The organism is Nocardia nova NBRC 15556, assembly GCF_001613005.1.
Taxonomy (GTDB): Bacteria; Actinomycetota; Actinomycetes; order Mycobacteriales; family Mycobacteriaceae; genus Nocardia; species Nocardia nova.
Window position 1 is genome coordinate 1 of sequence record NZ_BDBN01000059.1, and the last position, 25,423, is coordinate 25,423.

Sequence of the window (25,423 nt, forward strand, 5' to 3'; positions counted from 1 at the left end):
CGGCGTAGCGGCGGCGGTGTCGGCGGTGGCGCGGTAGCGCAGCGGTTTGGCGTTGGTTTGCTCGGCCTGCCCGGCGGCGGTGAGGGTTTTCAGTGCGTTACCGACCGCCCCGGACGAGCGGGAGATCAGTTTCGCGATCTCGCGGGGGCTGTATTCGATGGCGGGGTGATCGGCCAGCACGCGGGCCACCATGCGGCGCAATTCACCATTACCCAAACGGGTGCTCGTCGCGGGTGCGGCAGCGGTGGGGGAAGTCATTTCGTCTCCTATTTCGGGCCGTATTCCGACGCACACCATCCCGCGAAACAGGCACAGCGGTGGCGAGAACGTCATTCGGAATTCTCGGAATTCCCCGGCATTTCCCGGGAACGAAACGACGCTAACTCGACTCGCCATGCAGGCACAACCCCAAAATCACCTAATTTCCGAAGATTTTCCGTCCTCGCCCCGAATTGGCGGCGCAATTCCGAAAAGAAATGCGTTACGCCGGAGCCTGCCGATGACACAAACAAAGAGCGGGACCATAAATGATAAAAAGCAATCTGTAGCTGAAAAAAGAATATGAGATGAGCTGGATAAAACGGATGGGGCGCTGCGGAGGGGAGGCGATACGTCGGCCGCCGAGGCAGCGACGATCATGTACCTACGTTTCTGGGGTATATGATCCCGGGTCGCATGGATGTCCGGAAATGCGCATCTACCAGCATGTTTACGCTGGCTGGGTGGGCTGACTTGAGCAACCCCCCGAACAGCCCCCCGTATAGCCCCCGGTATAGCCCCCGGATCAACTTCACGGTTTACGGGAAGCAAGCAATGCGGAGCTATGGATATCCCAGCAGGGCTACGATGCCATTCCCGAAGCGTACGACACTTGTTCCGAACGCGGTTACGCACACATCGACGCAAGCGCAAAAGCGGGCATCGCAATCCGAAACAATCGGCCCATTGATATTATAGGCGTAATTCTTGCGGCTGTCGTTATTTGCTTCATTCGACGCCGTGCTCTCGCGGGGTTGCCGTGAAGTATTCGACTCGTTCGGTTCCGCATTCTCGAATGGCCGCGTCGGGCGGTGTCGCGGTGTCGATTGGGTGGCGGGTTGGTTCATCTCGTTGCGTGTTGGAGGTGGTGGAGGAGTTGTTGTGTTTCGCGGCTGGGGGTGGCGTCGATTTCGGTGAGTTTTCTGCTCAGGAGTGTGTAGGTGCGAGTGAGGGCGTCGTATTCGCCGAGTTTGGCGTGCAGTCGCAGGATGTCTTGCCAGAGGGCTTCGTTGTAGGGGTCGGTCTCTGCGGCTGTTTCGAGCATGTCCAGGGTGGTGCGGGGGTCGGTGGTCACGGTGTGCGAGGCCAGCCACCCCAGGGCGTTGAGTGCGTCGCGGCGCGTGGCTTCGCGCATCGGCTCGATCCAGGGTTGGCTCAGATCCGGGGCTAGTGGCGCGGTGGCGATGTCGATAATCCGCTGGCATGCCGCGGCCCGCTCCTCGTTGGTGGTAGCGCGGCGGCGCGCGGTGACGGCCTCGGTGAAGTCCCAATAGTCCACCCGCACATGGGCGGGTTCGAGGCGGTAACGAGCGCGGCCCTGGGTGGCCTGCACGGTGGCGTGGCCGTCGGTGCCGGTGGCCGCGCCGAGAGCGATGCGCAGGCGGCTGATCGCGTTGTTGAGCGCGTTGTTGGGTTTGGCGGGCAGATGCCCCGACCACAGCGCTTCGAGCAGTTCGTCGCGGGTCATTCCGCCGGGATGCAGACCCAGCACAGCGAGCAACTCGAGGCTCTGGGGTTGCAGCCGGCCGGTGATTTCAGTGCGCTGCGTGCCCGCCACGTCCAGCCACAATTGTGTCGGCCCGAACAACTGCACCACGAGAAGGTGCCCGCCAACGGTTGCAGGCGATGCGAGCATGGGGTCCGGCGCCACTACGGCGGAGCGAGGCGTGGGCCCCGCGGCAGCCTCCGTGTCGCCGACGCCGGCACCGAGGTCGGCGTCGGTGTCAGGCTCGTGGCGCGTGATGTCTGTCTGCTGGCCGGGCAGCAGTGGTGCCCATCGAGTTCGGCGTGGGGCGGCGGGGGCGGAGTCGGGTCCGTGATCGGTCGGGGGCGACTGCGAGGGCTCTGAGGAGGTGGCGGGCTGCGCCGCAGCGGTTGTGGCGATATCCGTGCCGCGTTCATTCTGGTGACCGATGCCCGCGCGGCCGGTCTCGATGTGGGTAGGGAGGTCCGGTGCTGCCCGGTGGGGCGCCGGGCTCGCCTCCCTATACAGGGCAGGGCCCGGTGCACGAGGGGAGCTGGCGGGCAGGTCGATCCGGTAGACCGTCGGCCGCGCCCCCCGGCGACGGCCGAAGCCGTGACGTCGTGCCGCTGGGCGGCCGTCGCGGGGCTCCACGGCTGACGCGGTCGGGCGGAGCTGGATGTCGATTGCGGTGGCGATGGGGCGGGTGACGGGCAGGAGCTGGTTGCGGCGAGTCCAGAGCGGGGAGCGGCGAAGGAGCGTGGCGGCGGAGCCGGGGTCGGCGGGCAGGCAGGCCATGATCGGAAGCCCGAGCTCGGTCGCGTAGTCCCTGCCGGAGTCGGGGTCGATGAGCAGGACCGCGCGGCGACCACCGGTGGCGGTGAGTTCGAGGATCCGGCGCCGGGCGTGGGCCGGGTGGTCCCGGTCGGCGTGCACGACGAGCAGCCGAGCATCGGCTCGGGCGAGGATTGAAGCGATTGCAGAGCCCGGCTCGGGGGCGCCGCAGTCCGCAATCACTGTCGCACCGGCGCGATTCCAGCTCGGTGGTGGATGTCCGGCGTGCGGGCCGTGCTGGTCGCCGGTGAGTAGCGCGGCAATCCAGCCGGAACGGGCGCCTCTATCGGGTCCGGGGGGCGAGGCGAGGAAGGCCACGCCACCGGGCAGCTGTTGCACGTGCGCGGTCCACTCCAGTGCCCTCGCCGGGGCGCCGGCAGCAGCGGCACGGGCCATGCTCGCCAGGCCCCGGTACGGGTCGGCTCCGATCGAGGTCGCGAGGTGCCCGCCCGCCGGGTCGGCTTCGACGATCACCGCGGGCTCGGGTCCGGGCCAGGTTCGTGCGAGCGCGACCGTGGTGGTCGTGACGCCTGAGCCCGGTGCGGTTCCCGCCACCGCGATCAACAACCCGGGACTCTCGTTATGGGCGGAATATGTTGCGCGCGAATCCATTACAGCCACACGCAAACAATGTCGGGGTCTGGGGCTGCGGTGGACAGGTGACTCGCGGGACCGGTGGTCTGGGTGGAGGTCATCCCTGCTCCTGGATGTGGCTGATCAGCAGACCGCCGCCGGGACCGGGGACGGTGTTGATCACCTGGAGGTAGTCGACACGGCGGCCGTCGGGATGTAGTTCCACCAGGTGCGCGGTCGCGGTGTTCGTGGTGAGCGGGGTGATGGCGACACAGTGGGTGGTGCCTGTCGGGATCGAGGCGATGCCGTCGGCCAGTCCCTGCTCGGTGATTCCGGTCTCGGGGGTGACGAGTTGTATTGCCTTGGCGGCGGAGCGCTCGGTGTAGTAGTCGGCTTCGAAGGTGGCGATGATGCCCGCGATGGTGTCGGTTTTGCCGCCACGAGTGGTCACCACCGCTCCCGACAAACCCGTGCAGGGGCCGCTCGCTGCCGTGGTGGTCGCCGGAGGACCTGCGGTCGCCGAGACACGAGCGGCGTGCGGGCTGTCCTCGTCGCCGGTATGGGTGATGGCGAGCACGCCGGCGGTCACCGCGGCGAGGGCGGCCAGCGCTGCCCATCCCCGTGGCGGAAGTCTGCGCCCGCGTCGACCAGCTGCCGGTTTGTCGGGTCCGGGATTAGGTGAGGGTGGGGTGAACCAGTCGGCCTGCGCCGAGACAGTCGCCTCGGCAGTGAGGTTTGCCGCCAGGGCGGTGTCCAGGTCGAGGTCGTCGTCCGGTTTGAGGATCGGCTTGCCCCACTCTTCCTCGGAGCTGTTGTCGTTGCGAGGCAATGCATTTCACCCCGTTCGTCGGTTCGTCTTCGGGGCCTGCCCGCGTCCGGTTGCAGGGCGGTCGCCGGGCGCGGGCAGGTGTTCCCCGGAGGGGTCACGCGCGCGCAGTGTCTGCGCCGGGCATGGGTTGGTGGCCGTCGTCGGTGGGGGCGGAGAGGGTGTGGCCGAGGTGGGCGAAGGCGTCGTCGCGGGCCTCGGTCGCGGTGGTGAGGTGGCCGCGGTTGTATTCGCGCCAGCTCACATCCGCGCCGCGCTGAAGGTAGGCGATCATCGTGCGCCGTCCAGCTGTCACGGGAACGATCTGATCCTCGACGCCGTGGTACAACCGCATCGGCACCATGGGGGCGGTGTGGGCGAGGGTTTCTCCGGCCAGCACCCACCGCCACACCGCGTCGTTCCACGGGTCCGGTCGGCGGCACCAGTGCGCCAACGGCTGGCGGTACCAGTCCAGCAGATGCTCGACGGTCAACGCGTCGGCGCGGGCGGCCAGCTCCCGTCCCTCCTCGGTGAGCACATCCAGCAACGGCAGGTGCGGATAGGCGCGCGCCAAACCGATCAACCCGGCTACTCCCAGCGCCGAGTACGCGCCCGCGTCGACCGTGTGGGCGACCGCGGCGAGATCGGAGACCACCGCTCCCGCGCACAGTCCCCGCAAGTCCAGCTCCGGCGCGTACTCGGCGTGCAATTCGCCCGCTGCTGCGACTGCACGGCCGCCATCGGCATATCCCCACGCCAGCAACGGCATCCGGGCCGTCTCACCGTCGCCGGCGAGGTCGGGTACCAGGCGCGCGGCGCGAGCCAGGTCGAGCACGATCTGTCCGCCGGCACGAGCGGCGAGGAAGGTGTGCGGTCCCATACCGGTGAGGCCGAGACATTCGCCGTCGGGCACCGCGACCACCCATCCCCGGGTGAGCGCCTCGGCGAGCACCGCGATATCGGCGGTGTCCGGGTCGGCCCCGACGACCAGCGACCGCGACGGTGCGCACGGGCCACCCAAGCCGCGAAATGCTGGGTAATACACCAGCATTGCCTCCGGACCGGTGTCGGTATCGGGAATGATCACGATTCCCGAGGCGGGGGTCAGCGCGCCCTGGGAATCACGCGAGACGTACACGATCTGCCAGGCCGCCACCGCGCCGGGCAACTGCGGGACGAACGCCGGCCGCATCCGGACAAGTTCTCCGGGAACATGGTTCTGCTCGAGAACCGGTGCAGTGTAGAAATCGGACATCAGAACCTCTATCGATGAGTGGATTGTTGTGTGGCACAGGGGTTGTCGGGAAGCCCTTGGGGCGGGCATCTCAGGCTGGTTGGGGGTGAGGGCGGGTGAGGTCTTCGGTGAGGTGGTCGAGCACGTCGCCGATCGCGGCGCGAGCGGTTCGGAAGTGATCGGCGTCGTACTCGCGCCACCCGACCCTTCCGCCGCCGGAACGGAAGTCGCGAGCGAGGCGGCGGCCGAACTCGACCGGCACGATCGCGTCGGTCGCCCCGTGATACAGGTGCAGCGGTGTGGTCGGGACCATGCTCGCGCCGATGAGTTCATGGGCGAACACGTGCTGCCAGACCGGGTCGTTCCAGACGTCGGGCCGCTCGCACCACACCCCGACCGGGTGCCGCCACGTGTCACAGAACCGCACTCGGTTCGACGCCTCCGCCTCGGCCAGCAGGCTCCGGCGCGAGTCCTCGGTGAAGATGTGACGCAGGGGCAGATGCCGGTGCGCGTGCGACAACCCGATCAGCGCCGCGAGCCCGAGACCCGCCCACATGCCCTGATTGACCACCCGCAGGATCTGTCCTGGATCGGTGACGACCGCCCCGGCGGCGATCCCGCGCACATCCAGTTCCGGCGCGCAGCTGGGTTGCAGGCTGCCCGCCCACACAGCGGCGCGGCCTGCGTCGCCGTAGCCCCACCACACGACTGGAGCCCCCGCGGCATGCAGGGCGGGGATATGGGTGGCGGCACGGGCCAGGTCGAGAATCACCTGCCCGGCGGCGCGGCCGGCGAGGAGAGTGTGTGGGCCGTGGCCGAGCACGCCGAGCCCTTCTCCGTCGGCCACGGCGACAGTGAATCCGCGTGCCAGCGCGGCCCGGATTTGAGCGCTGTCGGGTTCAGTGCCCGCGGCCAGCAGCTGGGAGGGCGCGCACGCTCCTCCCAGGCCGTGGAAGGTGGGCTGGTACACCAGCACCGCACCGCCGAGCTCGCCGGCGCTCTCGGGAGTGATCACCGTGCCAGACACCGGGATCGGCCGGTCGTAGGAATCACGCGAGGCGTACAGGATCTGCCACGCTTGGCCAGCTCCGGTCAGTTGCGGGGCCGGACGCAGGCGCAGGATGGCCCCGGGCTGCTGCTCCACCACGGCGGGCGGGGTGTAGAAATCGGTATCGGTACTCGTGGCCTCGGTCATTGGTGGCCTCCGGCGAGGTCGTGGGCAACGGCGACCAGCCACGCGATCCCGGGGCCGAGCTGACCGGCGGCGGCGTAGCCGTCGTGAGCGGCGACCGTTCCTGCCAGACGCGCCCACACCGACGGATTCGCCAGATCGCCGTTGTCGGCCAGCAGCTGCCCCCACGCACCGGCCAGCTGTCCCGCCAGCTTCAACAGTTCAGCAGGATGGGCGGCCACGGTCGCGGTGATCTCGGTCCAGCGCTGCCCCGCCTCAGCCGCCCGCTCGGGCGACGGCGCAGCAACGCGCGGATCGGACGCTTCTATCATCCTCTGCGCCAACGTCTTTCGAGGCATGTAATCGACAGTGGCGGGACTGACGGCGACGTCGTCGAGCACGATCGTGGTCCATGCGGAACCCAACGCCCGCGACAGCAATTGCTGCAGGCTGGCGACAGCGCCGATCGGGTTGGACAGGTCGGCTTGCGCGGCGATCAGGGCGCCGATCCGCAGCAGTGCCGCGTGCTCGGGTGCCGAGCACGCCAGATCGCCCTCGGCACAGATATCGAGGACCCGCCCGGACAACGCCCCATACTCGGCGTCGTCGTCGGCTATGCCGCTGCCGGACGCCGGTGGCGCGCTGAGCTGCACCGTGGATACCGCCGCGCCGCTGGTGCCCGGGGCTGGATCCGGCGTGATCTGGCCGGGCCGTCCCGGCAACACCGGCCCGCCCGCACGGCGTTCCGGGTTCGCGTAGAGCGCGACCGCCGCGACCTTGTCGGCCGGGACCGGGCCGTTCCCGGCACCGACGGCTCGTGCGAGCTGCGAGACCGCTTGCGCGCCTTGTGAATACCCGACCAGCGCCAGCTCGGTCCGCGGGCACTGGTTCACGACGCGCTGGGCCTCGGCGCCGAGATCTGCGATCACGTCGGTGACCGAGCGGACGTAGGGCTCGTCGCCTCCCCCGGCGCCGACGACACCACCGAATCCCGCCGCGTACGGCACGTAGGTGTGGGCCACCAACCCGGGAGCCGCCGCCGTGACCGGCCCGATCAGTGCGCCGAGCATGCCCGTGTCGTCGGTGCGGCTCGCATCCGGGGAAGACTGACCGGTGCCCTGCACCCCGAGCACCCACACCGGCGGGCACCCAGGATCCGGGTCGGGTGAGGCCACGGCCGGCACCGGCATCGCGAGGGCGATCGCGGCGAGGAAGACCAGCAGCGCGGCGGCGGCCGTGCGTGCGCGTACGCAGGTTCGGGTCATCGTTGGTCAACTCCGACTGCGGCACCGAACCCCATCCCCACGGCACCGCCGACCAGCGCTCCGGCGACGGCGGCGGGGGCTCCGGCGATCAGCGCACCTGCTGCCGCTCCGGCTGCCACGCCGATCGCAGTACCGGCCACACCGGAGGTGATGGTGCCGATCACGGGGACCTCGACGACCGTGCCGACAGCGGCTCCGGCGATCCCGCCGATCGTTCCGCCGATCAGGCCGCCGACCACCGCTCCGGCCGCAGCGGCCGGGGCGGCGGTGATCGTGGCACCGATCGCGCCGCCGATCCCCGCACCGGCCAGGGTGGCACCGCTGACCCGGTCCGAACGCCCCGGCGGGATCCCGATCGAGTCCAGCGCGGTAGCGACCTGCGCCTCGGCCCCGGCGGCAGTGTTGTTGATCGCGTCGCGGACCTCACCGGGCACCCATGGTGGCGAGGGCACCGAGAATTGGCCCACGCGGATCTCGTCGGGAGGCGCGGCGATCGGCGCGACCGCGTCCACGGGTTCGGGCAGATGCAGATCTTCTACCTGCACCGGAGGAACAGGGTCCGGAGACGGCGCAGGCCGGGGCGCGGGCCCGTTGCGCACCGACGGCGGCTGCTCGGGGTAGACGGCAGCTGCGGGCGGCGGTGGAGGCGCAGGCGTGGTTGTGCCCGGTTGCGCCGGGGTCGTCACGCCCGGCTGATTGACAATCGGGGCGATCGTCTCAGCGTTGACGTCGGTAGCTGCGGCCAGCATCACCAACGCCTGCACCGCACCGACCACCAGGACGTGACCGCCCCGCGCGAATTTCGGGCGGCTCACACCGTGGCGCCCGAAGCTGCCGGGTCGTACCTCGTGTTTCGAGGCCAGTGTCGGCTCGAAGGAATTGCGTCTGTTTCTGGGCATGCGAATAACCCCTTCGAAGGAAGGAAATACCGAATCAGGTAATGCGTTCGAACAACGCAGAATTAACGCGGGCCTCTCGGCGGCTTCGACGAGGCCGGGAGGCCCGCCGCGATATCCCGAGGGTCAGAGGAAAAACAGAGCCAGGTTCAATACCTGCGAGGCGACTGCTAGCACATTCGACACGAGAGCAGCGCCGGCATTGAGCCACGTAACAACCTCGTATGGATCCATAATTTTCCCTTTCCGTGGAAGTGAAGGTGCCCACCCATCACAACCCCGAGAATGCCTCCCACGCCAGCCTCTCGACAGGGAAAAATATTGTTACCACAAACGCCGCCCTCATAGGGTCACCACAGCGACCAGCGCCGATATCGTGAAACGGGTAGCAGTTGTGTGCATCGAAGAATTTTTCGAGGCCCTTCGGTCGGGGCGCGTGGCGCACGCCACACGGCACCCGGGAGCGAACGGGTCAGCTATCTTCCCGCGACACAATATATTGCCTTTGCGGTTGCTGGCGACCTTTGGTAGAAAGAATTATCTCGGGGGAGATAAAAGGTTCAACCACCGTGAGTGGATTCTGCCGATTCTTGAGCGAAGGGGAGGACGTGGCTGGGATTACGGACGCGACGGCAGGCTCGCAGCGCCGGGGGCGGCGCGTTCGCGGCGGCAGTCAGCTCGCTGTGGAAATGCCGGACCTCGGGCGTTGGGCGCGGCAGCTGAGAGCCCATCATGGGCTTTCCCGCCCTGCGGCGGCTGCCCGCCTCCACCTCAGCGTGGACACTCTCAAATCGATCGAGCGCAACTCGGCCGCCGCCCCGTCGGCGGTGACGCTGGACCGGATCATCGCCGGTTACGACCTGGGGCCCGCGCAGCAACGCTTCACGCGCGAACTTGCCCAGCCCGCTGTACCGCTGCGGCCGGTCGGTGCGTTGCGTGAGCTGCTTGCCGTACCTGAACAGCGGGCTCGTCTGTCGCGCTTGGGGCGCGAGGGCCTGGCCTGCGCGTTCATCGATCCTTTGTGGAATGTGGTCGCCGCCAATGAACCGTTCAGCGAGGCATTCCCCGGCGTGGACGACTTCGATGGCAACCTGGCGCTGTGGCATTTCCGCCGCGACACCTCCACGGCCACCTCAGCATCGATCTTCGTCTTCGCAGACCGGGCATCCGCGTTCTTCACCGCCACGCTGCGTGGTGCGCTCGGTCGTCATCGTGACGCTCCGCAGGCCCTGGCCCTCCTGCGGCGCCTGCGCACCAGTGCCACGTTCACCTCCGTCTGGACCAGCAGCCTGGCCGTCGCCTACGGCCGCAGTCCCGACGAGCACATTCATCTGCGCGACGCGGGCACCGGTGAGCCCTATTCGATGAGCGTGCAGCTCGGCGCTGTGGCCGGCTCCCGCGACATGCGGCTTTGTCTGGCCTACCGGTTGCCCTATACCGGACCGGCGCTGTCCTGATCGGGCATCGGCCGGAAGGCTCGCGCAGGGTCCGTGCTGGTCATGCGGTGAAAGGCCCGCGCGGTGGCCGGCCATGCGTTGGTGACCTCACCATCAGCGCGTTTGAACCAAGAGGGCACGCCGGTGGGCCACACGGTGCGGGCCAGCTGGGCGTCGAGCCAGGCACGGTAGGCCGACATCGCGGTCGTGGCGACTTCGATCGGTGTGCCCCACCGGTCGGCGAGGGCGATACAGGCGGCGATGTAGCGTGCCTGATCCGCCTTCAGAGACGGATTGGAGTTGGCCGGGGTGAAGCTGTGAGGTCCGGCGATGAGGAACATGTTGGGGAAGCCCGGCACCGCCAGCCCGAGAAACGCCTCGGGGCGTCCGGCGATCCATCGGTCGTGCAGGTCCATACCGCCGCGACCCCGGATGTGCACGCCTCCCAGCAAGTCCGACGCGCGGAAACCGGTGGCATAGACGATCACGTCGGCGCGCCGGTGAGTGCCGTCTGCCGTGCAAATGCCGTCGGCGGTGACTTGCTCGATCGGGTCGGTCACCACCTCGACGGTGGGGCGCATCAGCGCGGGATAGTAGCTGCTCGACAGCAGGATCCGCTTCTCCCCGATCCGGTATCGCGGGGTGAGCGCGTCGCGCAGGACCGGGTCGGGGACCTGTCGCCTCAGATGCGCCCGCGCGATCCACGTCGCGGGCCCAGCCGACCAGCCGCCGCGCATGATCGGCGCCAGGACCGCGTCGGCCCCGCGAGAAACACCCGCCCGATAGAGCTGGTGGGCGCCCGGGACATGGCCGAGCAGCCACCGCGAGACCAGACCGAATCGCTGCCGCGGCTTGGGCAGAATCCACGCCGGGGTGCGCTGGTACACCGTCACCGAGGCGGCAGTGCGCGCCAGCTCCGGAACTATCTGCACCGCTGAGGATCCGGTGCCGATGACCGCGATGTGGCCGGTCAGGTCCGCGTCGTGGTTCCAGCGCGCGGAGTGGAAGGCACGGCCACCAAAGGCGTGCGCGCCGGGAAATACCGGATATGCGGGGCGGTGCAGCTGCCCGACCGCCCACACCACCGTCCTCGCCCTGATCGCCTGGCCGGCGGTGGTGGTCAGGGTCCATATGCCGGTCGCGGCGTCGAAGTCCGCGCCGATAACCGGCGTGGCGTAGCGCAGATGCGCGCGCAGGCCGTGGCGCTCGACGACCTGGCGCATGTACTGAAGGATTTCGGCTTGACCTGGGAACCGGATGTCGGTGTCTCGGTAGGGCGCGAACTCGAAGGAGTACAGGTGCGAGGGCACGTCGCAGGCGCAGCCAGGGTAGGTGTTCTCACGCCAGACCCCGCCGACATCGGCGCCGCTCTCCAGCACGAGGAAATCATCGATGCCGGCCGACCGGAGTTCCGCGGCCATGGTCAGACCACCGAACCCGGCGCCGACGATGACGACCTCTGTCACACGCCCAGCGCCCGAGGCAACAGGCCGGCCTCGGAGGCCGGCCGTCCGACCAGATTCGTTCCCGGGCCTCGCTCCAGGCGGCGGGTTCTGCCCAGCCTCTGTAGGGGGCGCTGTGCGTCGTCGGTAATTGTCGGCTGTGGTGTCGGCCATCGGAAACCTCGAATCAAAGAGCGGCGGCCTTCAAAGCCGTCGGGGAATGACTTGCCTGTATGCGAATCCACTGCGCGCACGCAGTGATGAATGGCCGAGTTTCACCGGTCAGCAGATCTGAGCAGTCCGCCGATACCACCACGACACGAAACCCTGCCTCGTGAAAACGAGGATTCAGCCCGAATACCTACCCAGTCAATAACCAGAAATTGCCCAATTTGGGCACAAGCCAGAGATTAATCGTTCACACTGGGCAATTACCGACCCTGGTGCACCCAATGACCTTACCGCTTGTGGGCCATCGACTGACCTCTTTCCGTTCTCACCCGAACCGGTCATGAGTTGTTCAGTGCGGACCGAATACACGAGAAAGTGCCCTCGCAGGGCATTTACTCGCCCCATAGATGCCCTAATTGGGCACCCGTTCCCCGTTGACACCCGACTCACCACCGGGCGAAGGTGAAAAGACAACGACAGCGACCCGGGCGGGATTGATCGCAGGTAGCTCACGAGGATCGATCTGACTTCACAGTGCCGTGGGAGAGCCCGCCCTTATTTCACCCGAAATTCCATCGCCGTCACCGAACCGCGTTCCGACAGCGCGGATTGTGATCGACGCCAGTTACGGAGGGGCTCATGAAACACCACGGTGGCTCCGCTCCCGGGCCGCGCATGCCGGACTTCTACGACTGGCTCCAACGCGCGCGCCTGCACCTCGGGCTCTCCCGCGAAGATGCCGCCAAGCGCGCCGGCATCAGCACCTCCTACGTCAACCGCATCGAGCGAGACCACGCTCACCCGGCCCGCGAGGTGGTAGAACGACTGGCACGGGCCTATCAGCTGAATCCGTGGCAGAAGTGCCACACTTTCGATCTGTGGGAGCCTTCCGCGACACTGCCGCCCACCGCCGACCTGCGCTGCCATGTCGACAGCCCCGCCGTCCAGGCCCACCTCGACCACCTCGATACCCGATACATCGCTAGCGCCTACCTCACCCCGTTGTCCACTGTGCTGCAAAACAATCGAACCTTCGGACAAGCTGTGCCCGGCTTGGCGGACTGCGACCACAATCTCGCGCTCTGGTTCTTCACCCCCACCGCCCGCCGCGTCATCGACCATTGGGACCACGAGGCCCACGGCTGGGTCGCCGTCATCCGTGCGATGCTGGGCCGATACCGCGACACCCCGCAAGCACAACAGCTGTTACGAAAGTTACGAGCCTCCAACGACTTCCAGCGACTATGGGAGAGCAACCACCTCCAGGTGGCCTACGGACGCCGCGCCGCCACACCGATCCGTCTGCATATACCCTGCGCCTCGACCCCCGTCGCGATCGGCCTGCAAGTCACCGAGTTCGGCGACCGCACCGATTTACTCGCCGTCTACGGCATGGCCGAGGCCGCGGCCATTGCATGCTGACACGTCGCGGGTTCTCCTTCGATGCGGGCTGCGCGATTCCGGTCAAGTCGACGGCTTCGGACACCATGTGCAGCGCGAGCGCGACAGGCACGGGGCCCTGCATCGTCGCCATATGCGTGCCTGTCAGCCGCTCGAACATGGCGCCGCTGAGCCGAATCGGGCCCATGATCCACACCTCGGCGGCTCGCTCCCAATCGACGCCACCGTCGATGCGCGGCACCTCCACCCCGCAATCACGTTCAATGGTTGCCGCGATCGGATCGAACCCGGCCGCTGTGATCGTTCGTCGTGTGTCGATTTCGGAGACTGCGAACAGCGCTGGCATCCACTCACCAGGTCGCGACCTCTCCGCGACTCCGCAGCGACGTCGTTCGGCCACGTAGCGGCCCAGATAACTGCCCACCATTGCCTCGGTCGGCCCGTCGGACCATTTCACGACCACAGACCAGCGTCGAATTCCCGGCCGACACTGCAGCCCCACATCGAATGCGCAACCCGGCCACCGACCCGCTACGTCACGGGCCACCAACCACACCGCAATCGGAGCGAACCGACAGCCGTTCACGCGCGCGGCATGTTTCATATGGCATTGCCTCCGGTGATCGTTGGATTGGAGGACTCGCAGTCCTGAGTGGCTGTCGGTCAGATCGAACGGTCAGCGCGGGAACGGTCGCGGCTTTCCGCAATCACTTGCTGCTGTTCGTCTCGCACCGCCGCCCACACCCCGGAGAACCGCGGCCAAAGCTCTTCTGCTTGCGCCACATCCGGGTATCCGGGGCCTCGATAGGACATCAGGACCCGGCCGTCCACTTCGCGGATCGACTCGACCCGTGCGGCATGGTCGAGCACGTACCATGTCACTTCGATTCCGTCGACAATGGTGTGGTGAACACTGTCCGGGTCGATGCCGTCCATGCGGCATCAACTCGCGGACTCGTTGCACAAACGATCCAGCACGTTATCCATCAACGGCTCCCAACGAGACGATCAGGCGCGCGAATCGGACATTGCCGGTACGACGCGATCGCTTGGGCAACGTGGCACTGACAGTCATGACTCTCCAATCAACTTGCAAGCGAGCGGGTTCAGCGGCGTCCGATGAACCCTTCGACGGGCGATCGACGCGGGCGAGGGCGTGGTTGTCACGGTGTTCGGTTACGACGGCGAGAATCCCAGGTCGGTCTTGTCGTTCCACGTGATCGAGTTGTCGACGTTCCATGAATCCGTAACTGCTGCAATCAATTTCAGGCAGTTGATCAGAGCTTCGACTGAATCACTGCCCGACGCGGCCTCATCGAACGGATCGTCGTCTTGTATGCCGTCGATCCGAACCGGAGCGCGCCAGGTGGATGAATCAACCTTGTACGGCAGGCCGATCGAAACCACGATCGGCGACCCGGACCCTCGTCGCAGTTCGCGCTGCGCGATGAACAGCTGGTCCCAACCGGCCATCTCCGCTCCTGTTCATTACTACTGACGGTGTATCGATGAGGTGGGCCCTGCACCAGAGTCGTCTCGACACCGGGCGCGCCAGCTCCACCGTGGACGGCGGTGAAGTACGAAGGGGCCGGCGGCTGGTTGACGAATTGCTCGGCAGACGAGCAAACAGGCAGCCGCACCCCGCCCGGCTTGGAGCTGGGCGCAGTCACGACAGGCTTCCAACATGATCGGACGGATGCTGTCGGATGACCTGCGCATCAGCCTGTCGTGCAAGCGCGGACCGCAGCGTTTCGCTGACCCAGGCCATGAATGCGGGGCAGTCCACACTGGTGGACAGCCACGCCTGTGTGCCGGCGCCGGGTTGCATACGTGCGTCGCGAGCCACGCAGAACTCGAATTGTTCGCCTTGGACGAATGACTCGCCCAGGATGAGACTGGCGGCGACCGCGTCGTGGAGCTTGCTGGCGGGGTAGAAGCGGGCGAAGAACTGGTCGTAGTGCGCGCGCAGCAACTGCGCCCACCTCTCGGGCCACGAGTTCAGGAGCCGATAAATCGGCGAGGACACAGATACCGCGATCTCGTCGACGAAAGTATGGTCCGACAGCACCAGCGCGACATGCTCGACTTCGGCCAGAACCGTTTGCACCGCCGCTGGGTTCATTCGCCAGTTGTGCTCGGCCCGCTCGGGTTTGCGGTACTGGAGCGCGCCGCCCATCGCGGTGACCCGCAGTAGACGTTGGAGGCCCAGCGGCGCGGTCCGATGGGTGTCGGCGATCAGCAGCCGCGCGAGATCGGTCAGCGGCCCCAGGCTCAGGCAGCGCACCGATTTCGCGCCTGCCTCGCACAGTTCGCTCATGACGTCGTGAAGGTCGACGTGCGGGAGGTCGATGTCGGCGGGGAACAGGCCATCGGCGGCCCAATACCCCGATGCACCGAGCGAAAGCCCCGCGACCACACGAACATCACTGCGGCCCAGCAAGTCCAGCAGATGGCGAGCCAGCTTGGCTCGCCGACCGTCCGGGTACTCGTCGACGGTGACCACCAGCGCCAACTGCGGGTCGGTGATCGCCATCAACACCAGCGCTGCGGCGTCGTCGACATCGCCACCGATATCGGTGAACACCACACTCGGCGTGTCCAGGGACGCCCGTAGGGGCTGCAGGCGTGGCCGGGGCGGGTTACACGTCATGGGTGAGCGCTCCGATCACCTCGGCGTAGGCAGGGAACTCATCGACCGTGGTGACGGCGGTCGGTACGGGCCCGCGCCACCGGCGCCGCGATACTCCAGCGGTCGGCAACGCGAGCTCGGCTCCCGGGCCGACCGTGACGATCGACCTGGTCTTGGCACGCCTGGCCAACGCAAGCAGGTCGTCTCCGGAAGCCGGCGGGCGCGTGAGCAGCACCCACACGCCGGGGCCGGAGCGGTGGACCAGGGTAACGATCGGCAGATACCCGTGCAGCCGCCCGACCGCAGCCTCCGCGAGGTCTTCTGGGGCCATGATCGCCCGCACCCTGTGGGTACGGATCGTCAGGGCGCGAGTTCGCGCCTCATAGAAGCAAGTGCCGAACAACTCGTCGTACAGGCATCTCTCGTATTCCCGCGTCGTTCGAAAACCACTGGGAGAAGGCTGCTCCGGCAGAGTGCTCGGGCCGGTGAGAACGGTGGACATGTTGAGATTCCTCGATCGGAAAGTAGGCAGGCACGGACTTCGACCGGCGTCGGAGCCGGGCCGATCATTCGTGGGCGGTGATGGCGTGGCGGATGAGCGCATGGGCATCTGTGCCCTGGACCGCGCGCTCGGTCAGGATGTCGAACACCGCCAGGTAATCCCCGATATCGGCAGGATCATTGACTTGCAAACTGCCGGTCACTGTCTCCACAACGGTCTGATCGTGGTCATAGATGACGAAATTTGTTGACGCGGTGTGAAATTGCGTATTCCGGGGCAGGATGCCCAGAGTCGAGTTCGACGGCAACGGGCGCAGCAGCATCTCCAGTTGCGTGCGCGTGGTCTCCGCGTCACCGACGATCGTGTGCAGCGCCTGCTCACCGAGCACGAAATGCGTGCGAACCTCGGACACGCGCCAGCGTCGCTGCCGCGCCAGCCGCTGCTCCAACGCAGCCCGAACGTCATCCTTACCGACGCAGACGTCGAGGACCGCGCGGGCGTAGTCGCGGGTTTGCAACAACCCCGGTACGACGCTCGGGTCGAACCATCGCACCACGACCGAATCGGTCTCTAGTTGCCCGGTCTGCTGCTGCAATTCGCTCGACGGATTCCCCCGCCATGCCACGAATTCCGGGCGCGGCGATGCCAAATCGACAGCCATGTTCTTCTCCAAATATGTTGCCAATAAACAGTTTCGAGTCACACTTCACATTTATGGGGCGACGATCGTGGCGATCAGTGTCCGACCTTCGACCGTCGTGGTGGTGATGAGTTGCTTGGTGACAGCGGTGGTTTCGGATCCGACCTGCTCGGTGATCTCCACCTGCCACCGATCGACCGAGTCCGGCTCGATCCGCACGCAGTAGCGGGTATTCGCAGCGACCTTGCTGATTCCGGACCCGATGAACTCGCCGGTCAGCGGGTACCGCTCACCCCGCTGCGTATTCACGCCCTCGGCACCCGGCGCCAGGAACTCCAGCGCGTGCGCGTTCGACCGCTCGGCGTAGTACGCGTGGTTGAAGCCGAGGATCACTCCCGGCCCACTGCGAGTGTCCCCGGGACCGGTGCCCGACACTGCCAGACCCGCGCCGGACTGGCGGCACCCATCCGCCACGTGAGGAACCGCCACCGGGGTCGCTGGCGCGGTGGCGGGGGGTGCGGGTGTGCGGGTGTGGTGATCGCCGCCATCGCGGTCCACAACACTTGGAACCGGCGGTCCGTCGTTCGCCCCGGCATCCGCATACCACATCGAGTGGAGACGCATCGCCGGACCAGGAACACGCTGTTCTTTGGCGGCCTGCGGTGAATGATCAAGCCAGCCTCCCCAATCGCCTTCACGGGTCGCGGCATTCTCGGAGACACTCGGTCGCGGGCGGCCCTTCCGGGCATGCAGCGTCGACGATGCCAGTCCACGCACCATCGGCAGTTCGAGATCGAGCGGATTGTCGGCCATAACTTGTCACGCCCGGCTGCTGTCCGGCACAACATGTTTGGACTCGATCAGCCGTTGCTTCGCCTGCTGCTTCACCGGACAAATAGACACCGCACAGTCGCTGTGGACCTGCATAATGACGTGCGCAAAGCCCACTGTCATCACTGGCACAGGATCGTGATTCATCACCCCGTACACCGCGTCTCCTTTCCGCACTCTCTCGTGATCGCGCCAGCGCGCTGCCGGGACTACGACAAGTTCGGCATTCCTTCCACTCGGAACCGAACCTCGATTGCCTTCACACCTCGCGGTCGAGTACTCCGCGCCAGGGCAGGCGTATTCGAACCGCACGGTGGGGCGCGTCTTCGGGAAACGAGCCACACTGAGGTTCACCTTGAACCTCGTCTCAAAAAAGGCCATACAAGAGGACACTGATAGGTCATTTTCTCCCGATGGCGTGGTTCACGCCCTTCTTAAGGGCTAAATTGGACGCATGACAGCACCCGGAAACGCCGCACTTCGCGCAGCCCGCCAGGCGCTCGGGTTCCGTTCCCAAGCGGCGCTCGCAGAGGCGTTGAACGAGACAGCGCGAACCATAGGCTTACGCGTCTCGATCAACGCACGGACTGTGCGCCGATGGGAGTCCGCCGAGCCTCCCTGGCCTCATCCGGAGCACGCAACCGCATTAGAAGCTCTGTTCAAGCGGCAAATCTCTGAACTGGGCTTTACACCACCATGGACCGGCTCGTCCGAGAGTGAGCGACCAGACGCATGGGGCACCAAAAGACCGTCAACCTGGGCCAGCCGTCACCTCGGGGGCCCTGACGCGGCTCTCCCGCCCTCTGTGTCGAACGACTTCATGTCGGTCACCGTCGCTCACAGACACCTCTATTGGTCGGTTCCGGCGGCTCGGCTGCACCGCTCGGTTGCCGAACATGCCGTACTTGGTACCGACCTTCTGGGCCAGATACACGGGACGGCGAAGGAATTCCTGGCGCGGGCGGTGGCAGAGTCGGCACTGCTCGCCGGCCGACTGGAGTTCTTCGATCTTCAGCAACCAGACCTAGCTCAACGAAGCTTCGTTCTGGCTCTCCAAGCCGCCCATCAAGGGGATGATTCACTGCTCGGAGCAGCCGCCTTGGCGCATATGGCGTTCGCTCCGGCCTTTTCCGGCGACGCAACCAGAGCCGATGAAGCGCGAGATAAGGTGCGGGCGGCCCGCGCTTTTGCACGTCGAGGCGATGCGAGCGCCGAGATGCTCGCCTGGCTCGATGCTGTCGAAGCTGAAGTCGAAGCTCGCTTCGCCGATCCGCGCCGCGCGCTGAATCTCATCCACCACGCGGAGCAGACTCTGAGCGACTATGCGCCTGATTCGAACCCATCCCCTGCTTGGCTCGACTGGTTCTCCTCCGCGCGCCTCGCAGGTTTCCGGGGCAATACGTTGTTGATCGCGGGACGTGGACACGAGGCGCGGCAAGCGCTCGAACAGGCACTTAACGAGCTTCCTGAAGAGTCGATAAAGCAGCGGACCATCTACCTCGCGGACATCGCAGCCGCAGCCGTTCTCGAGCGCACGCCTGAGGCGGCATGTGAGTACCTCAAGGAGGCCCTGGATCTTCTGGGCAAGAACTGGTACGCGACCGCGATGGACCGAGTCAAGTCCGTGCGGCAGTCGCTACGTGAATGGGATTCACTGCCTGCCGTCCGAGCGTTGGATGATCGCCTCTACGAGTGGCATACTACGGTCAACTCGTCGCTCGGCTAAAGTGAGACGTTCTCTGCCGCAACAATTTCAGACAGCTCGTTGAGGTCGCGGATTCGCCAATCGGAAAGATTCGCGACCTCTTCACTATCGCGAAGGATCCACCCCCAAGGGCCGCGCTGTATATAGGCGGTCCGCATCCCGGCGCGCTTGGCTGGCGCCACATCGTTGTCGATCCTGTCACCGACGTAAACGATCTGGTCAGCCACACAGGGCGCGGCTTGAACAACCTTGTCGAAGAACTCCGGCGCCGGCTTGTGGACACCCCAGTCATCGGACGTGGCGATGAAGTCCGTCGGAAGGTCGAGGTTTCGCAGAATCTGCCCCGACCGGACCGTCTGGTTGCCGACGATCCCTACCCAGACACCCAAGTCCCGTAGCTTCGAGAGCGCGGGCCGGACATCTGGGTAGAGGTCGTCCTCCCCGTAGTGCTCCGGCTGTCCAGCGTCCGCACGCGCCTGACGCTCGGCGGTAAGGTCGAAACCTGGCTTGAAAACCTGGAAGGTCTGAAGATAGTCCTGGCCACTCGCGATCGTCGCCCCGAAGACCGCCGCGAAAGTATGGCGAGGCACCCCGAGCCAATCCGCCCACGTGCCGTATTCACGGGTCTCATCGACAAGCGTTTCACCAACGTCGAACACGACAGCCGAAATCATGCGAACCACCGTACCCGCAGCAGAGCAGGCAACAAGTTGACACTGCCATGCTGCTAGTTCTGCAGTAGATCCGTCCGTTTCCGAAGATGGACCACGTGTGGTCCCGCAGCGGTTGCGCGACCCTTTCTGCGTGCACCATAGGTTGCGACGAGGTCTGATGCGGAGTGGTCTTCGATGTGGCAGCCGTAAGACCGGAGAATGTCGTGGAATTCGTCGGCTACAAAACATGACAGCCACGGCTCCCCCAGTCGCGCAGCGCTTTCCGCACGCGTCTGGAGCTGGTCGGCCGTGGCCTCGTCGGGTGGGTAGAAGTAGTCGAGAACCGCTTCGCCGCCGTCGTGGGCGGTGATGTAGCGGAGCATGTCGTCGAGCGCTGGTCTGGACAGGTACGGCGTCACGCCGAGCGCGATGTAAACAGCGGGGCGGGTCCGGTCCAAGCCTGCTTTGGCCAATTCGCTTGCCAGCGTGGCCTGTTCGAAGTCGATCGGTACGAAGGTGAGACTGTCCGGGATGGTGATTGCGGCTTCGGCGAGTAGTTGTCGTTTCCAGTGCTGGGTATCGGGGTGGTCGACCTCGAAGAATCGTGCGTCGTGGGTTCCGCGGTAGGCAGTGGTGTCGAGGCCGGCGCCGAGGATCACTACCTGATCGGCTCCCTTGGCGATGGCGGCGGTGATGCCGTCGTCGGCGAATCGGGAGCGTGCGAGCACATACAGGCCCCGGCGCTCGGCTACGTCGGTGGCAAGTCCGCGGTCGAGCACGGTTTCGTCGAGGACAGGGGCGCAGAGTATTCGCTCGGCGAGCGGGTCGGCGAGGATCTCTGGGTGCAGCTTCGAGTACTTGGCTCTGATGTGCGCCATGGCTGCGGCGGTTTTGCTGGGTCGTCCGGTCTGCATGATCAGCCTCTCGTCCATGGGAAAGTCGGGAATTCAGCTCGCTGCGGGGGCGGTGGAGCGGAGCGGTTGTCGGGTGGAAACACGACTGGTAGCGCGGCGAGGGATCGATGGAACGGGCCCGGCCGGTACTGCAGCTCCTCGTTCGGTACCGCCAGCTGGATATCTGGTATGAGATCGAGCAGGTAGTCGATTGCGTCCTGCGCGATCAGGTATGCCGTATTTCTGGCGGGGCAGGCGTGTGGGCCGGTGCCGAAAGCCAGGTGCGAGCGATTACCCGACAGGTCGGCGTCGTTGGTGCTGATTGCGGGGTCGTTGTTGCAGGCGGCGATGCTGATGACGACCGGCTGGTGTGCGGGCAGCCATGTGGAGTCCACGAAGATCGGCTGCCGTGGGTAGGTGATGGAGAAGTTGGCCATCGGCGGGTCCTTGAACAGGACCTCGTCGAGAGCGTCGCGGGTGTGCAGGCTGCCACCGAGCAAGCTGCCACCGAATCGGTCGTCGGTGCACATCAGCCGCAGGGCGTTGCAGATGAGATCCGGCACCGCTTCCAGGCCGGCGCCGTAGAAGCTCATCAGCTGGGCGATCACCTCGTGGTCGTCGAGCCGGGCCGGATGTTGTATGAGCCACGAGGTGATGTCGTCGCCGAGTTGGTCATGCTTGAGTGCGACAAGCTCGGCCAGTGCTTCGGTGAGCGCGTTCACGCCGGCCCGCGCAGTCGCGTCGCTGTCGAACCGCGCTGCCGTGCCCGCGGCGACCTGATGGTCGATATTCCCCGAGTGGCTCTCGTCGGCGCCCGCAATGAGTTCGGTCAGCACGGAGAAAACCAGGGGGTAGGCGTATTGAGAGACCAAGTCGGCACTGCCTACCGGCCGGAAAGCCGCGATCAGTGGGCCGGCGAGGCGCTCGATTCGTGCGTGCATGGCATGCAGATCGAGACGTTCGATGGCTGCGACGGATGGTTGGCGATAACGAGTGTGCTCGGGCCCGGTGGTGTATCGCGCGGCCGGATGCCACTCCATCATCGGCCGCAGCGAACAGTCCTCGGGAATGGTCTGCTGCCAGTATCTGGGGTCGGCCGGAAAGTGCTCGGGATCGTGGAGGATCCGCACGGCTGTGTGGTAGCCGAGAACGAGGGTCGCCGGGACGCCGGGCGCCAGCTCGACTGGCGCCAGCGTGCCGTACTGCTGCCGCAGTGCTCGGTAGACCGCGTGCGGATCTCGTCGAAACTGTTCGTCGTGGATCGGGACGCGGCGGTCGTCGTCGGTTTCGACGGGCGAGCCATGGACAATAGGGCATGTCAATGTAACGTCACTCCATTTATCGGAGCCCCAAAATGCACGACTGGGGGCCTGGCATCAGTAGCGTCGCCTGCGCAAAATTGGAATTACCTGGAATTCAGTCAAAAGAGTGCCAGATTCGACGGCGTCACCGGAACCGGTTGTACATACCCAAAAACCCACCTACCCACGGCGGAAATCAATGCTGTGGATGCGCCATAGATGCGCGCCGCGAAGGGACGGACCAACGGATAGGAGACGCTGAAGTCGCAGCGTGTCAGGGATTTTCGAGCCGTCCGCACCAATCCACGGGAAGCGGAATGAAACGTCGAATGCGGGGCGACTTTTCGCTATACCCATTAGACCTTGCGACGTGATGGGTATATACTCAAAAACCTACCTACCCACGGCGTGCGGAGCCTGCCGGGGAGACCGTGCGCCCCTTTTTCGCGATATAGTTGCCGACATGATCAAACCAGGGGGGAAAGCACTCGGTACGGTACCGGCGCCGACGCATGGCTTCGTCGGCCGCGAAGATGAACTCGAGTTCGTCAGCACTTTGCTGACATCGGGGCCGCATCGGCTGATCACCTTGGCGGGGCCCGGGGGAATCGGGAAGACGCGGCTCGCCGACGAGACGGTTCGTCGAGTCAAGGCTCAGGGGCTTCGGGTGCACTGGGTACCGCTCGCACGACTCCCTGTGGACGCGGAGTACGTCCAGGTGGAACGGGCCACCGCCTCTGCGGTGATCTCGGCCGATTTCTCCAATCGCCCGACCTTCGACGCGCTGGAAGCATCCCTGCGCGGAGTCGACGGGGCGGCGCGCAGTGACCGTGTGCTGCTCGTGCTCGACAACGCTGAGCACGTCCTCGATGCTCTCCGCACTATGATCGAGCGGCTACTCGACCGGCTGCCGAACCTGGTCATCATGGCCACCAGTCGCAGCCCGGTGGCCTGGCGCGACGAGTATCTGCACGTGGTTCGGCAGTTGTCGGCCTCCGATGCTCTGATGATGTTTCGCCAACGCACCGAACTGATCGGCCGGGCTGTGGAGTGGAGCGCGAAAGACACCGCGACTGCGGCCGAGATCTGCAAACACATCCAATACCACCCGTTGTACATCCAACTGGCGGTCGGACGGCTGCGGTATCAGGCTTTGACCGATCTCTGCAATGAGCTCACCGGCCGCGCGGACGACAAGCGGCTGGAGTGGACGACCGGAGCGCGTGCAGGCGCCGATGCCCGGCACCTCGGAATCACCAACGTCATCGCCTGGAGCTACCAGCTGTGCAGCGAGAAGGAAAAACTGCTGTTCACACGGCTGTCAGCGTTCGCGCCAGCAGGTGACATCAACCTCGACGACACCGATGATGCCGCGGATGCGGGTGCCGGCCTCGACGCGGTCATCGCGGTGTGCAGCGACGACGAGCACCCGAACGAGGACAGCGGTGACGAGGAACAGGTGAAGCTGTCCACACGGGAGATCGCTGGGTTGCTGGAAAGCCTCGCCGACAAATCGCTGGTCACGATCCATATCACCGCGAGCGGCCAGCGGTACTCGATGCCCGAGACGTTGCGGGTGTACGCATGGGACCGGCTGCGCGACAACGGCCCCTGCGAACCCACGCGGTTGGCTCGACGACACCTCGCCTACTACCGAGACCGAGTGGCACAGGCCGCACACAATTGGTTCAGCGCGCACGAACGTGAACTTGTGCAGTGGGCACGGTCGGCGTGGGGCAATATCGTGGCGGCGATCGAGGCCAGTATCACCGTCGAGGGCGAAGCCGCAGCCGGTCTGGAGATGTGCCGGGGCCTGATCACCCTGCGCGTCCCCTTCGTGCGAGGGTCGATCCGCGACATCCGCAGCCTGTCCGAAAGGTGTCTGGACGCCAGTCGTGCACTGACACCGCAACCCATCGACCTACAGATCGAACTGAAAGCCGCGCTGGCATGGCTGGCCATACGGTCAGGCCAGGGGCCGGAAGCTACAAGCCTGATCAATGAGGTGATCCCACACCATCTCTCGGACAGTACCGACTGGTTGAACCACCCCGAACTGGATCGCGGCCTGCCGCCCATCATCGAACTCGCGGAGGGCACCAGGCTCTTCCTCTCCGACGAAGACGAACGAGCCATCCTCGTTATACGGCGGGCGCGTGTGAAGTTCCACGACGTCGGCGACCCCGCAGAGGTGTTCGCAGGGATGTTCGGCGCTCTGGCCGCCGCGCTGCTCGGATCGGCCGCGGAGGCTCACCAGATCGCCCGCTGCGCTGTCGACCACGCAGAAGCATCGGGAGCGACCGGGGCAACGTCGTGGGTGAAGCTGGCCTGGGCCGTCACGTTGACCAAACACGGCGACCCGCACGAAGCAGCTGCGGTGCTGCGCGACACACTGTCCTATCAGCTGGCGTTCGGCGACCAGTGGGGCGCGATGTGGAGCGCTGTCCTGCGGACCTGGGCGCTGGAACGCATGATCGTCGGCGACGATCCCGATCGAGATTGGAAGCTAGCCAACGAGATCGCGCAAATTCTGGGCGGCACCGAAACCCTGCGCCGCCACCTCGGCGTCGACATCACAAGCATGGGATGCTTCGCCAAGATGTCTCTTCAGGCCGAGACATCAGCGCACGCAGTACTCGGCGACGAGAAGTTCGCTGCCGAGATGGCCCGCGGCGCCGAACTCGACCCCCACACCAATGACGTACACCGGCTTGCGCTCGGAGAACCTGTCCTCACCGTCGACCCGTCGCCTAGCGAGGTCGCCCGCCACGGCGGACGAACAGCACCCAACAGCCCGCTCAAATACGTGGCGACGCCCTGGGAGAAGCTCAGCACCACCGAGCAAGAGGTCGCCGTTCTGGCAGCAGCGGGGAATTCGAATGCCAAGATAGCCAGGCACCGCCAAACGTCTGTCAGGACCGTCGACCGACAAATATCTTCAGTTCTCGACAAACTCGGCATCCGGAGCCGCCATCGCATCGCCGAATTCGTGCCGGATCATCTCCGGCCACAGCAACGCAGACTCCGGTAACAGCAGAGCCTCGCTCGCGTTGCACAGGGCGCAGTGCCGTATGCAGCTGCGCCTTTGTCCTGGTTATGCGGATGACTTGCATGTCTATCCACAAGTATGTACCCACGCGAACCATTCGCACGGCTCGCCGCCGACAGAATGCATGGGCTTCTCCATTTATATTCACATAGAAGGAACCGGGCAACCGGCAGAACAACTACCAGGTTGAGGGCCAGTTTTATCTCCACCGAGAGGGTCGTGGGTAAGTACTGTTCAGGTCGGCATATGGGTATGTACCGATTCGGATGCAG

At 65.7% G+C, this 25,423-nt stretch carries 21 protein-coding genes and 1 pseudogene; 4 read left to right on the forward strand and 18 right to left on the reverse strand.

What is annotated here, in order from left to right:
- From NN2_RS22695 to NN2_RS22725, 7 genes and pseudogenes are all read right to left on the reverse strand, one after another.
- Positions 1 to 258, reverse strand: a pseudogene (locus NN2_RS22695) (AAA family ATPase); the annotation flags it as partial.
- Positions 259 to 1,102: 844 nt separating this feature from the next.
- Complete coding sequence (locus tag NN2_RS22700; protein WP_063015880.1) at positions 1,103 to 3,166, reverse strand: AfsR/SARP family transcriptional regulator; 2,064 nt, start codon at positions 3,164 to 3,166, stop codon at positions 1,103 to 1,105.
- Between the two features lie 79 nt (positions 3,167 to 3,245).
- Positions 3,246 to 3,956, reverse strand: coding sequence for a DUF8176 domain-containing protein (locus NN2_RS22705; protein ID WP_063015881.1), 711 nt, complete (start codon positions 3,954 to 3,956; stop codon positions 3,246 to 3,248).
- 94 nt (positions 3,957 to 4,050) lie between these two features.
- On the reverse strand, positions 4,051 to 5,187 hold the full coding sequence (locus NN2_RS22710; RefSeq protein ID WP_063015882.1) for a lipase family protein: 1,137 nt from the start codon (positions 5,185 to 5,187) through the stop codon (positions 4,051 to 4,053).
- 70 nt (positions 5,188 to 5,257) lie between these two features.
- On the reverse strand, positions 5,258 to 6,361 hold the full coding sequence (locus tag NN2_RS22715; RefSeq protein WP_063015883.1) for a lipase family protein: 1,104 nt from the start codon (positions 6,359 to 6,361) through the stop codon (positions 5,258 to 5,260).
- Positions 6,358 to 7,602 carry a cutinase family protein gene (locus tag NN2_RS22720; protein WP_063015884.1) on the reverse strand — a complete coding sequence of 415 codons (1,245 nt, stop codon included), beginning with the start codon at positions 7,600 to 7,602 and terminating at the stop codon, positions 6,358 to 6,360. The genes NN2_RS22715 and NN2_RS22720 overlap by 4 nt, the downstream gene beginning before the upstream one ends.
- Positions 7,599 to 8,501, reverse strand: coding sequence for a hypothetical protein (locus NN2_RS22725; RefSeq protein ID WP_063015885.1), 903 nt, complete (start codon positions 8,499 to 8,501; stop codon positions 7,599 to 7,601). Before NN2_RS22725 ends, NN2_RS22720 begins: the two co-directional genes overlap by 4 nt.
- Before the next feature lie 587 nt (positions 8,502 to 9,088).
- Here NN2_RS22725 and NN2_RS22730 point away from each other — a divergent pair.
- A complete protein-coding gene (locus tag NN2_RS22730; RefSeq protein ID WP_156511408.1) occupies positions 9,089 to 9,955 on the forward strand; it encodes an MmyB family transcriptional regulator in 867 nt (288 codons plus the stop codon).
- On the opposite strand, the gene NN2_RS22735 is transcribed toward NN2_RS22730, so the two are convergent.
- Positions 9,931 to 11,400 carry a flavin-containing monooxygenase gene (locus NN2_RS22735; protein WP_245658814.1) on the reverse strand — a complete coding sequence of 490 codons (1,470 nt, stop codon included), beginning with the start codon at positions 11,398 to 11,400 and terminating at the stop codon, positions 9,931 to 9,933. The genes NN2_RS22730 and NN2_RS22735 overlap by 25 nt on opposite strands.
- A 786-nt stretch (positions 11,401 to 12,186) precedes the next feature.
- Here NN2_RS22735 and NN2_RS22740 point away from each other — a divergent pair.
- Positions 12,187 to 12,969 carry a helix-turn-helix domain-containing protein gene (locus NN2_RS22740; protein WP_063015886.1) on the forward strand — a complete coding sequence of 261 codons (783 nt, stop codon included), beginning with the start codon at positions 12,187 to 12,189 and terminating at the stop codon, positions 12,967 to 12,969.
- Positions 12,970 to 13,611: 642 nt separating this feature from the next.
- Here NN2_RS22740 and NN2_RS22745 read toward each other — a convergent pair.
- From NN2_RS22745 to NN2_RS37835, 7 genes are all read right to left on the reverse strand, one after another.
- Complete coding sequence (locus NN2_RS22745) at positions 13,612 to 13,884, reverse strand: hypothetical protein (protein WP_063015887.1); 273 nt, start codon at positions 13,882 to 13,884, stop codon at positions 13,612 to 13,614.
- Between the two features lie 240 nt (positions 13,885 to 14,124).
- The gene (locus NN2_RS22750; protein ID WP_063015888.1) at positions 14,125 to 14,421 is read right to left on the reverse strand and encodes a DUF6968 family protein; all 297 of its coding nucleotides are present in this window, start codon (positions 14,419 to 14,421) and stop codon (positions 14,125 to 14,127) included.
- A gap of 193 nt (positions 14,422 to 14,614) precedes the next feature.
- The gene (locus NN2_RS22755) at positions 14,615 to 15,598 is read right to left on the reverse strand and encodes a nucleoside hydrolase (RefSeq protein WP_082857192.1); all 984 of its coding nucleotides are present in this window, start codon (positions 15,596 to 15,598) and stop codon (positions 14,615 to 14,617) included.
- Positions 15,588 to 16,079 (reverse strand): hypothetical protein, encoded by a 492-nt coding sequence (locus tag NN2_RS22760; RefSeq protein WP_063015890.1) that lies wholly within the window; start codon positions 16,077 to 16,079, stop codon positions 15,588 to 15,590. The genes NN2_RS22755 and NN2_RS22760 overlap by 11 nt, the downstream gene beginning before the upstream one ends.
- A 64-nt stretch (positions 16,080 to 16,143) precedes the next feature.
- Positions 16,144 to 16,740 carry a DUF5753 domain-containing protein gene (locus NN2_RS22765; RefSeq protein WP_063015891.1) on the reverse strand — a complete coding sequence of 199 codons (597 nt, stop codon included), beginning with the start codon at positions 16,738 to 16,740 and terminating at the stop codon, positions 16,144 to 16,146.
- Between the two features lie 51 nt (positions 16,741 to 16,791).
- The gene (locus tag NN2_RS37350) at positions 16,792 to 17,193 is read right to left on the reverse strand and encodes a DUF8176 domain-containing protein (protein WP_156511409.1); all 402 of its coding nucleotides are present in this window, start codon (positions 17,191 to 17,193) and stop codon (positions 16,792 to 16,794) included.
- Between the two features lie 345 nt (positions 17,194 to 17,538).
- Complete coding sequence (locus NN2_RS37835) at positions 17,539 to 17,709, reverse strand: hypothetical protein (protein ID WP_169812435.1); 171 nt, start codon at positions 17,707 to 17,709, stop codon at positions 17,539 to 17,541.
- 295 nt (positions 17,710 to 18,004) lie between these two features.
- On the opposite strand from NN2_RS37835, the gene NN2_RS22775 reads away from it, so the two are divergent.
- Positions 18,005 to 19,276 (forward strand): NsdA family TPR-like regulatory protein, encoded by a 1,272-nt coding sequence (locus NN2_RS22775; protein ID WP_063015893.1) that lies wholly within the window; start codon positions 18,005 to 18,007, stop codon positions 19,274 to 19,276.
- Here NN2_RS22775 and NN2_RS22780 read toward each other — a convergent pair.
- The 3 genes from NN2_RS22780 to NN2_RS22790 are packed head-to-tail and all read right to left on the reverse strand — an operon-like array spanning position 19,273 to position 22,123.
- On the reverse strand, positions 19,273 to 19,929 hold the full coding sequence (locus NN2_RS22780) for an HAD family hydrolase (protein WP_063015894.1): 657 nt from the start codon (positions 19,927 to 19,929) through the stop codon (positions 19,273 to 19,275). The genes NN2_RS22775 and NN2_RS22780 overlap by 4 nt on opposite strands.
- 53 nt (positions 19,930 to 19,982) lie before the next feature.
- Positions 19,983 to 20,840 carry a class I SAM-dependent methyltransferase gene (locus tag NN2_RS22785; RefSeq protein ID WP_063015895.1) on the reverse strand — a complete coding sequence of 286 codons (858 nt, stop codon included), beginning with the start codon at positions 20,838 to 20,840 and terminating at the stop codon, positions 19,983 to 19,985.
- Complete coding sequence (locus tag NN2_RS22790) at positions 20,825 to 22,123, reverse strand: cytochrome P450 family protein (RefSeq protein WP_063015896.1); 1,299 nt, start codon at positions 22,121 to 22,123, stop codon at positions 20,825 to 20,827. The genes NN2_RS22785 and NN2_RS22790 overlap by 16 nt, the downstream gene beginning before the upstream one ends.
- Positions 22,124 to 22,565: 442 nt before the next feature.
- On the opposite strand from NN2_RS22790, the gene NN2_RS22795 reads away from it, so the two are divergent.
- Positions 22,566 to 25,133 (forward strand): helix-turn-helix transcriptional regulator, encoded by a 2,568-nt coding sequence (locus tag NN2_RS22795; protein ID WP_169812436.1) that lies wholly within the window; start codon positions 22,566 to 22,568, stop codon positions 25,131 to 25,133.
- Positions 25,134 to 25,423: the final 290 nt, after the last annotated feature.